Raw genomic sequence first — 9,413 nt, 5'->3', positions numbered from 1 at the left:
AAGGTGAAGGCGGAAGCCGCGGCCGTCGCCGCCAAGTCCGCCGCCACCCAGGGCGCCTTCTACGGCGCGCTCGCCCTGATCCTGGGCGCCCTCGCCGGCTTCCTCGGCGGACGCCTCGGCGCCCCCAAGGCCGCCACCGTCGCCGACAGCGTCGACGCCCGCCGCGTCTGAGCCCATCCCGGCCGGTCCCCGCGACCGGCCGGCCAACCCATCCCAGTCATCCGAACACAAGGAGACATCCCATGAGCAGCACCACCGACAAGCTGAAGGGTCTCGCCAACGAGGCGGCCGGCAACGTCAAGCAGGCCGCCGGCAAGGTCACGGGCAACGACAAGCTCGTGGTCGAAGGCAAGGCCCAGGAGCTCAAGGGCGAGGCCCAGCGCACCGTCGGCGAAGCCAAGGACGGCATCGCCTCGGCCGTCGATAAGGTCACCGGCAAGCACTGATCCCGGACGGCGGCCGAAGCCCCGACCAAGGTCCCGCCGCCCCTCATCCCCCTCGAACCCAGGAGTTTCCCCATGAACGGAGACCAGTTCCGCGGCGCCTCGCGCCACCTCAAGGGCCGCGCGCAGACCGCCGTCGGCGGCCTCACCGGTGATCCGGCGCGCCAAGTGCGCGGCGCCGTGAACCAGGTGGCCGGCGGTGCCCAGTACGCCTACGGTCGCGCCCGCGACCGGGCCGAGGATCTCATCGACGACGGACGCGACATCGCCCACGAGGTGCGCGACCGCGCCGGGAACCTGATCGAGGACGGGCGTCACCTCGTCGACGAGACGCGCGACCGGGCGGGAAACCTCATCGATGACGGTCGCGCCTTCGCCCATCACGCGGCCAAGCGCGGATCGACCTACGGCCGACAGGCCGTGCGCTACGCCGACGACAACCGCGCCTCCGCGCTCCTCGGCCTCGCCGCCGTCGCCTTCGCGGTGGGCTGGCTGTCCCGTCGCAATCGTTGATCCCGCAGTCCCGGAGACCATCCCATGATCCGCAAGCTCCTCACCGCCTTCCTGCTTCCGAAGGTCATCGCCTATGTCAGCCGCCGGTTCGGCGGGCGTTCCGCCGTCCCGCCGAACCGGCGCGGCTACTGAGCCCATCCCCAGCGCACCTCCACCATCCGTCAGGAGACACCTCACGATGAAGCTGACCCTCGCCCTTGCCGCCACCGTCGCCGCTGCCCTGGTCGGGCTCCCGGCCCAGGCAGCCCCGACGACGGGCGGCCCAGCCGTCGAGGCCCTGGCGCACGCGGATGTACCGACCGCGTACATGCAGTTTCGCCGGTACGGTCACCGTCACGGCTGGCGCGGTGGGCGCGGCTACGGTCGGGGCTACGGCTACCGGCGCGGCTACGGCTATCGCCGGGGACCCGGCGTGGGCGCGGCGGTCGGCGCCGGCGTGGCCGGCCTCGCCGCGGGCGCGATCATCGGTGGGGCGATCGCGAATTCGCAGGCCCAGGCCGCTCCGCGCGGGGTGCCGGCCGAGGCCGTGGCCGCCTGTGCCCGCCGCTTCCGTTCCTACGATGCGGCCAGCGGAACCTATCTCGGCAACGACGGCGAACGGCATTCCTGCCCGTAGGGCTCGACGATGGCCGGTTCGAAGGACGCGACGGGGGGACGGAGCCCCGGGCGGGCGGGAGCGAACGACCCTCAATGAAGTTCGCCAAGGTCCTCCTGCGCCCGGAGCTCGTGTTCCTGCTGCTCACCGTCTTCCTCGGTCTCGCGGCGGGGGTGGCCTACTGGGTCTCCCGCGCCACGGTTCTGACGGTGGCGGTGGCGCCCCGGGACGGAACCGAGCCGGCCCTGATCCAGGCCTATGCCGACGCCCTCGCCAAGCGCCACAAGGAGATCCGCCTCAAGGTCCTGGCCCTCGACGACGTGCGCGACAGCGCCGCCGCCCTCCAGGAGGGACGGGCCGACCTCGCTGTCGTGCGTCCCGACGTCGACCTGCCCGACAACGGCCTGACCCTGGCGATCCTGCGGGACCAAGCGATGATCATCGCCTCACCGGAAGGCTCCGGGCTGACCCGGTTCCCGCAGCTCGAGCGCAAGCGCCTCGCCATCCTGGCCCATCGCGACGCCGACCAGGCGCTCATCAAGGCCATGGTCGAGCATTACGGCCTGACTCTTCTTGACAAGGAGCCCGACGGCCCGGTGCCGCCGCGCCACGTGGCGCTGGTGGAGATGACGGAGGCGGAGCTCGCGGGCGCCTTCACCCGCAAGCGGATCGACGCGGTGGTCTCGGTGATCGCCCCGACCTCGCCCACCGCCCAGCGCATCGTCGGCATCGTGCAGGGGGTGAGCCGGAGCGGGAAGGTCGCCTTCGTCGACGTGGAGAACGCCGACGCCATCATCGCGCGCCTGCCGCGCCTCCAGGCCGTGACGATGCCGGCCGAGACCTTCGGCGGCAGTCCGAAGGTGCCGGCCGAGGATGTCCATACCGTGGGGGCCTCCTACCGCCTGATGGCCCGCACCACCCTCTCCCGACCGGTCGCGGCCGACGTCACCCAGCACCTGTTCGAGATGCGCAGCGGCATGGCCAACGTGACGCCGGCGGCCGACTACGTGCAGGCGCCGAACTACGACAGCACAGCGGGCGCGACGAGCGCGCGGCTGCCGATCCATCCCGGCGCCGTCGACTTTTTCGAGCGCGAGCAGCAGGGCTTCGTCGAGCGTTACGAGACCTGGATCTACCTCGTCGCCTTCCTCGGCGGCGGCATCGGCTCGGCGCTCGCCTGGGTCGGGCAGCGCCTGTCGCGCCTGCGCCGCGAGCGCATCGAGGAGGCCACCGATCGTCTGCTGGAGATCCGGCAGGAGGCCCAGGACAGCGCCGACGCGCCGCGCCTGGAACAGCTCGCCCGCGAGATCGACGATCTGGCCGGCGACATCGCCAAGCACGCCCTCGAACGCCCGACCGAGGCCCGCACCCTGTCGGCGGCCGCCATCGCCATCGATGCGGCCCGCTCCACGGTCAAGCGCACCATCGCCGCCAGCCAGTATGCCGCCGAGCCGAGCGATCTGGCCGGGCGCACGACATCGACGGAGGCCGCCGCGGCGGGCTGACGACGCGAGCCTGGATCGTTGCCGGTCCGGCCCTTCTCGCCCCCCCCAAACCTGTTCACTCCCCGAGACCTGTTCACTTCTCAAGACCTGTTCACCCCCACAAACGGAGACCTCCGATGAGCAAGGGCTACCCCTCGATGACCGCGCTGCTGGGCCTTCTGGCCGTGGCCGGCTACCAGAACCGCGACAAGCTCGCCGAGCTGCTGAAGGGCCACGAGCCCACCGCACCCCAACGCACCGTCCCACCGATCCCGAACACAGCCTCCACCGGCACGGCCACCGGCAGCGGCGGCCTCGGCAATCTAGCCGGGCTTCTGGGCGGCGTCGGCACCGCCGGGGTCGGCGGCCTGATCGCCAGCGGCCTGAGCGAGCTCGTCGACCACTTCACCAAGGGCGGCCACGGCGAGACCGCGAACTCCTGGGTCAGCCATGGCCCCAACCGCGACATCCCCGAGGCGGATCTCGAGCGGGCCATCGGCTCGGACACCCTCGACCACCTCACCCAGCAGACCGGCCTGAGCCGCGGCGCGCTCCTCTCCCGGCTCTCGCGCGAGCTGCCCTCGGCCATCGACCGCTACGCCGCCGACGGCCGTCGCCCGGCCTGACCCGGCTCGAGATCCCGTTGCACGCGGCCGGTCCTTCCGAGCCCCGGCCACGGGCGACGGGCCCACGCCCCTCGACCTTTGGGTGACGGCGCGCGGCATGCCCCGCGCGCCCGAACGCGTTTTCAGATGGAGCCTTCGAAACCATGTCCAAGTTCATGAAGGCGGTGACTTATCTCGCCGCGGCCGCAGCCCTGGTCACGCTGATCTTCGTCGTATTCCAATCCACGAGCATGCTGGCGGGCTCCTGAGACCTGTTCCTCGCTCTGTGGGGACAGCGTTCCGAGAGACCCGAGAGCCCCTCGGTCCGGACCGGCGCAAGCGTCGGATCCGCGAGGCGTTCCCGGTCGGACGGCGCGCCGGACCTCGCCCGATCATCGAAGATCACGCCAGGGCATTCACACCATGGCGTGCCGCCTGACGCGCGGGTGAAGGAACGGTCCTGTCCTGATCCGGGTCTCGGCTCCCAAGTCGGAACCCGGAACTCTCATGCGCATCTTGGCATGTGCTGCTTCGCTTCTCAGGACGAATCTCAGACTTCAGGCTGCGCCGATCAAAGGATCGCGATCCCCGCATAGCCTTGTTCGGCCAGTGCAGAACAGAGGTACGCTTTATGTGGTCGGCCAGAGCTAGACCCGGGGCGGTCCTTCCGCGGTTTCCCACGGCTTTGGACCCGCTATAGGCTACGATACCTATCTGGGTGGGAACGGCTACTGCCCCTGTGACGTGTTGAACCATGGTCGGCATTGGAACGCGCCAAGCTCGGGGCTGTTATGAGCCCACATTCCACACGATAGGAGAGATCGCATGCGCAAGCTCGCACTGGCATCGACGGCCCTGCTCGGACTCGGCCTCCTGGCATCGGCCCCTGCCGAGGCCCGCGGCTGGGGCTACGGTGGCGGCTACGGCCACGGCGGCTACGGTTACGGCCACGGGGGCTACGGCTATCGTGGCGTCGGCTTCCGGGGCGGCTACGGCGGGTACCGGGGCTATGGCGGCGGCTACGGTCGCGGCTACGGCTACCGTCGCGGCATCGGCCCCGGCGCAGCCATCGGCCTCGGCATCGCGGGCCTCGCGGCCGGCGCCATCGTGGCGAACAGCTACGGCGGCTACGGTTACGGCTATGGCCGTCCGGTCGGTTACTACGGCGGCGGTTACGGCTACGCACCCGCCTACGGCTACGGCGGTGGCTACGGCTACCCGGCCTATGGTTACGGCTACTGATCCGAGTTGGTCGCGCCGGACGTTCGCCGGTGAGATAACAGACTGACAGATCGATGCGTCCGGATTTGTCTCCGGGCGCATCGGAATTCGCGTTCGTAGAAGCTGCAATGCTGTACAAAACGTTCTATGTTTTGACTTGAAGTGAATATTGACGGGTAAATACGTTTTTTTATTGAACTTGTACTTTACATTGACGTTGGTGGGAGCATTTCATTGAGGAATCCCATGCAACGTTTCAAGATGATCGGCGGTGCCGCCGCATTCTCCCTCCTCGGCTTCGTCAGCACGGCGGCCTTTGCCCAGGAGGGAGGTCCCTGCAGCGACGACATCGCCAAGCTCAAGCGTGAACTCGGCACTCAGGTGGGCATGGGCGCCCCCGTATCCCAGCCGGACACCGGACAGCAGAAGGGCCCCAGCGCCGCGTCGGCCGATCAGACCGTCGGCACCACGGGAAGCACCGCCAAGCCTGGAACCGCGGAGACGGATCGGGCGCAGCAGGGCGGCGCCTCCCGCGGGAGCGGCGGCTCCCCGGGCACGGTAGGGGGTGTCGCCGGACCGGTCGCCGCGGCGGCCGGGAAGGGTCCGGCGAATTCGGTGGCGAACGGCCAGATCGCCACGTCGCCGGCCGATGTCCGCGCGCAATCCGAGAACAAGCCGACCGCGGCGGCCGAGGCATCGAAGGGCGGCGAGGCGTCTGCCTCCGCCAGCCTCTCATCCGAGGACAAGGTTTCGCAGGCCAAGACCGCGTTGCAGCGCGCGACCGATCTCAATGCCAAGGGCGATACCTCCTGCCGCGACGCGGTCCAGCAGGCTCGGGCGCTGATGCCGCAGCAGGGTCGCTGAGGGTCGGAACCGAACGAGACCCGGTGCCCGCACCGGTGTCTCCCCGTTCAAGCGTTCCCCGATGGCGCGTTCCGGTCCCCGGTTCGCGCCATCGCCGCGTGGACGATCCTCCTGCCCAAGACGTCCTGCCGAAGACGTCCTGCCCAAGACGTCCTGCCCAAGACCGGAGCCACCGATCGAACGAGCCGGAGCGGAGCCGCACGCGGTCCGCCGGTACGGCGCGCCGTCCGGGTCCCGGCGCCATGACGCATTCGTCCAAATCGCGCCGCAAATCGTCAAGCCCGGTCGACCACCGGGCGCCATAGCTCATGGCATCCCCGACGCGGTCGCTGGTCCTTCGGCGCGCCCTCGGGTCACGATGATCGAGAGCCGCGACCGATGCTGCTACCCGCAACACCTCTGCCCGGCACCGGCCCGGCGGCCGACTCCACCGGGCGCCGGATCGGCGTCTCCACGCTGTCGACCCGCGTAGCCCCCGGCCGTCGTTGCGAGGCCGGCCGCGCCGACGGTCCCGGTCTCATGGACACGCGGCTGATGCTCACCCCTTCGGGAAGCCGCTGAGGCGGCCGGCCCGCGACCACGCGACAGGATTCCCGACGCGCGTGGAGCCAGACCGCCATTCACCGCGACGATCTTTCTCTCTGAGACCGGGGCCATCGCCATGACCTACGTCACCACCCAGGACGGCGTCGAAATCTTCTTCAAGGATTGGGGTCCCAAGGACGCCCAGCCGATCATGTTCCATCACGGCTGGCCCCTCTCGTCCGACGACTGGGACGCCCAGATGCTGTATTTCCTGCATCAGGGCTACCGGGTCGTGGCCCACGACCGGCGCGGCCACGGCCGCTCGGCGCAGGTCGACCGCGGCCACGACATGGATCACTACGCCGCCGACGCCTTCGCGGTGGTCGAGGCGCTCGACCTGCGCAACGCCGTCCATATCGGCCATTCCACCGGGGGCGGCGAGGTCGCCCGCTACGTCGCGCGGCACGGCGAACCGGCCGGGCGCGTCGCCAAGGCGGTGCTGGTCTCGGCGGTGCCGCCCCTGATGCTGAGGACCGACGCCAACCCCGAGGGCCTGCCGCGCGACGTCTTCGACGGCTTCCGGGCCGCGACCGCCGGGAACCGCGCGCAGTTCTTCCTCGATGTCGCGGGCGGCCCCTTCTACGGTTTCAACCGCGATGGCGCGACGGTGCTTCCCGGGGTGGTTCGGAACTGGTGGCGACAGGGCATGATGGGCAGCGCGAAGGCCCATTACGACGGGATCAAGGCCTTCTCGGAGACCGATCAGACCGAGGATCTCAAGGCCATCGGCGTCCCCACATTGGTGCTGCACGGCGAGGACGACCAGATCGTGCCGATCGCCGACGCGGCGCTGAAGTCGATCAAGCTCCTCCGGAACGGGACGATCAAGACCTATCCGGGCTACGCGCACGGCATGCTCACGGTGCATGCGGAGGTCCTGAACGCCGACCTCCTCGCATTCGTGAAGGGCTGACCCCCGAACGTCCTCTCCGAGAGCCGCCGCCCTGTGCGCCACGCGGTCCACGACCGCGCCACGGCGGGGGAGGGCGGGGCGGAAGCGGTTCCCCCCACCGGGATCCGAGGCTGCCCCAGGACGCCCGCCCGCCCGCCTCCGTCCCGCCGAGGCGCGGCCCGTGGTTCGGCGGTCTTCGGGGCGGCGGTCTTCGGCGCGCACCGCGGGCCCCTTCGCTTCACGCGACCAGCATCGTCGTGCATCAGTCCCAGCTCGAGGCACAGGCGCCCAGAGGGTTCGTCCAAGACAGCGCCCGATCCGATGCCTTCGGGGCGGATTGCCCCCTGCCGCTTCGGCCGTGTCGGCCCGTACGGCGTGATGGAGTGCTCCGACATGAGCGACACGGCCCTGACGACGGGGATCGACGGCGACGAGCGCGCCGCACAGACCTTCCCGCGCCTCGACGACGAGATGGCGCAGCGCGTCGCCGGTTACGGACGAGAGGAAACCCTGCCGGCGGGCACGGTGATCTTCGCGCGCGGTCAGCGGCGGGTGGATTTCTTCCTCGTCCGGTCCGGACGGATCGAGATGTTCGAGACCGACCACGCCGGCCAGACGACCGTGTTCACCGTGCATACCGAGGGCCAGTTCACGGGCGAGCTCGACCTCTTCAACGATCGCGAGATCCTCGTCTCGGGCCGCACGGTGAGCGACGCGCGGGTGGTGCGGATCGACCGCGCGGCCTTCCGCCGGCTGGTCACCGCGGAGCCCGATATCGGCGAGATCATCATGCGGGCCTTCATCCTGCGCCGGGTCGGGCTGATCCGACACGGGCGCGGCGGCGTCGTCCTGATCGGCCTCGGCCACCAGCGCGAGACCCTGCGCCTGGAGCGATTCCTCGTTCGCAACGCCTATCCGCACCGCATCCTCGACGTCGCCCTCGACGGGGCGGCGCGCGAAGCGCTCGACGGCTTCGGCCTGACGGAGGCCGACCTGCCGGTGGTCCTCGCGCCGGGCACGGCGGTCCTGCGCAACCCGAGCAACGCCGTGCTGGCCGATATCCTCGGGCTGACGGAGACGATCGATCCGGACCGCGTCTACGACGTCGCGGTGATCGGCGCCGGGCCGGCGGGCCTCGCCGCAGCGGTCTACGCCGCCTCCGAAGGGCTCGACACCATCGTGGTCGAGGGCTTGGCGCCGGGCGGTCAGGCGGGCACGTCCTCGAAGATCGAGAACTATCTGGGCTTTCCGACCGGCATCTCGGGTCAGGCCCTGGCCGGCCGGGCACAGGTCCAGGCCCAGAAGTTCGGGGCGCGGCTCGCGATCTCCCGCATGGCGGCCGGTCTCGACTGCCACGGGCCGGCCTTCCGGGTGCTCCTGGAGGATGGCACGGCCATTCCCGCCCGCGCGGTCATCGCCGCCACCGGCGCCCGCTACCGGCGGCTCGACCTGCCGCGCTACGCGCATTTCGAGGGGCAGGGCATCCACTACGCGGCCACCGCCATGGAGGCGCAGCTCTGCACCGGCGCGGAGGTGATCGTGGTCGGCGGCGGGAATTCGGCCGGGCAGGCGGCGATGTTCCTGTCCCGCACCGTGGCCCGTGTCCATCTCCTGGTGCGGGCCGAGGGACTCGCCGCGACCATGTCCGACTACCTCGTCCGCCGGATCGCCGCGTCCGCGCGGATCACGCTGCACACGCGGACCGAGATCAGCGCGTTCCACGGCGACGACACGCTGACGGCGGTGACCTGGACCGACCGGTCGCGCGATTTGAGCGTGACCCGGGCCGTCGGGAACGTCTTCCTGATGATCGGGGCCGTGCCGAACACCGGATGGCTCGCCGACTGCCTCACCCTCGACCCGAAGGGCTTCGTGCCGACGGGGTTGCGACCCGACGGGACGCCCGCCGCGTCGCCCTACGCCACCACCGTGCCGGGCCTCTACGCCGTCGGGGACGTGCGCGCGGGCTCGGTCAAGCGGGTGGCCTCCGGGGTGGGCGAAGGCTCGGTGGTCGTGCAGGCGGTTCACGGCTTCCTGCAGCCGGAGCCCTGATCGGTCCGGCCGCCGGCCGATTGGCCCGACAAGTATCGCCGGCCGAACATTTGATCAGCGCGGGGCGCCAACTGAATTTAAGGGAAAATTAACCATCCTATCCCCACAGGTTGTGGGGCCCGTCCGTCTGGTGTCGCGTATCGGGAAGTGAAGGCAGCG

Annotated in this window: 9 protein-coding genes; all 9 read left to right on the top strand. The window is 70.3% G+C overall.

Annotated features, from left to right (window positions below; all coding sequences use genetic code 11):
- Window positions 1-242: 242 nt before the first annotated feature.
- Window positions 243-446 carry a CsbD family protein gene (locus tag AC6EUL_RS21155; protein ID WP_056217792.1) on the top strand — a complete coding sequence of 68 codons (204 nt, stop codon included), beginning with the start codon at window positions 243-245 and terminating at the stop codon, window positions 444-446.
- 72 nt (window positions 447-518) lie between these two features.
- On the top strand, window positions 519-956 hold the full coding sequence (locus tag AC6EUL_RS21150) for a CsbD family protein (RefSeq protein ID WP_499872513.1): 438 nt from the start codon (window positions 519-521) through the stop codon (window positions 954-956).
- Between the two features lie 178 nt (window positions 957-1,134).
- Complete coding sequence (locus AC6EUL_RS21145; RefSeq protein WP_056217796.1) at window positions 1,135-1,572, top strand: BA14K family protein; 438 nt, start codon at window positions 1,135-1,137, stop codon at window positions 1,570-1,572.
- 74 nt (window positions 1,573-1,646) lie between these two features.
- Entirely contained in the window at window positions 1,647-3,056 is a 1,410-nt protein-coding gene (locus tag AC6EUL_RS21140; RefSeq protein ID WP_056217799.1) for a TAXI family TRAP transporter solute-binding subunit, read from the top strand.
- 116 nt (window positions 3,057-3,172) lie between these two features.
- Window positions 3,173-3,661, top strand: coding sequence for a YidB family protein (locus tag AC6EUL_RS21135; protein WP_499869676.1), 489 nt, complete (start codon window positions 3,173-3,175; stop codon window positions 3,659-3,661).
- A gap of 804 nt (window positions 3,662-4,465) precedes the next feature.
- Window positions 4,466-4,882 carry a hypothetical protein gene (locus tag AC6EUL_RS21130; protein ID WP_056217965.1) on the top strand — a complete coding sequence of 139 codons (417 nt, stop codon included), beginning with the start codon at window positions 4,466-4,468 and terminating at the stop codon, window positions 4,880-4,882.
- A gap of 225 nt (window positions 4,883-5,107) precedes the next feature.
- Window positions 5,108-5,725: a hypothetical protein gene (locus tag AC6EUL_RS21125; protein ID WP_499872509.1), complete on the top strand. Its 618-nt coding sequence runs from the start codon at window positions 5,108-5,110 to the stop codon at window positions 5,723-5,725.
- Between the two features lie 661 nt (window positions 5,726-6,386).
- Window positions 6,387-7,223, top strand: coding sequence for an alpha/beta fold hydrolase (locus AC6EUL_RS21120; RefSeq protein ID WP_499872507.1), 837 nt, complete (start codon window positions 6,387-6,389; stop codon window positions 7,221-7,223).
- A gap of 372 nt (window positions 7,224-7,595) precedes the next feature.
- Window positions 7,596-9,254, top strand: coding sequence for an FAD-dependent oxidoreductase (locus tag AC6EUL_RS21115; RefSeq protein ID WP_056217980.1), 1,659 nt, complete (start codon window positions 7,596-7,598; stop codon window positions 9,252-9,254).
- Window positions 9,255-9,413 lie beyond the last annotated feature (159 nt).

The organism is Methylobacterium sp. 001424705, assembly GCF_059816145.1.
The sequence above is the reverse complement of the archived record's forward strand: the minus strand, read 5'-3'. Positions and strand labels throughout refer to the sequence as shown.

Excerpts from the sequence above, each read along its gene's own strand:
- AC6EUL_RS21140 (WP_056217799.1), top strand. The coding sequence starts at position 1,647 with ATGAAGTTCGCCAAGGTCCTCCTGCGCCCGGAGCTCGTGTTCCTGCTG.
- AC6EUL_RS21120 (WP_499872507.1), top strand. The coding sequence starts at position 6,387 with ATGACCTACGTCACCACCCAGGACGGCGTCGAAATCTTCTTCAAGGAT.
- AC6EUL_RS21125 (WP_499872509.1), top strand. The coding sequence starts at position 5,108 with ATGCAACGTTTCAAGATGATCGGCGGTGCCGCCGCATTCTCCCTCCTC.
- AC6EUL_RS21130 (WP_056217965.1), top strand. The coding sequence starts at position 4,466 with ATGCGCAAGCTCGCACTGGCATCGACGGCCCTGCTCGGACTCGGCCTC.
- AC6EUL_RS21135 (WP_499869676.1), top strand. The coding sequence starts at position 3,173 with ATGAGCAAGGGCTACCCCTCGATGACCGCGCTGCTGGGCCTTCTGGCC.
- AC6EUL_RS21150 (WP_499872513.1), top strand. The coding sequence starts at position 519 with ATGAACGGAGACCAGTTCCGCGGCGCCTCGCGCCACCTCAAGGGCCGC.
- AC6EUL_RS21115 (WP_056217980.1), top strand. The coding sequence starts at position 7,596 with ATGAGCGACACGGCCCTGACGACGGGGATCGACGGCGACGAGCGCGCC.
- AC6EUL_RS21155 (WP_056217792.1), top strand. The coding sequence starts at position 243 with ATGAGCAGCACCACCGACAAGCTGAAGGGTCTCGCCAACGAGGCGGCC.
- AC6EUL_RS21145 (WP_056217796.1), top strand. The coding sequence starts at position 1,135 with ATGAAGCTGACCCTCGCCCTTGCCGCCACCGTCGCCGCTGCCCTGGTC.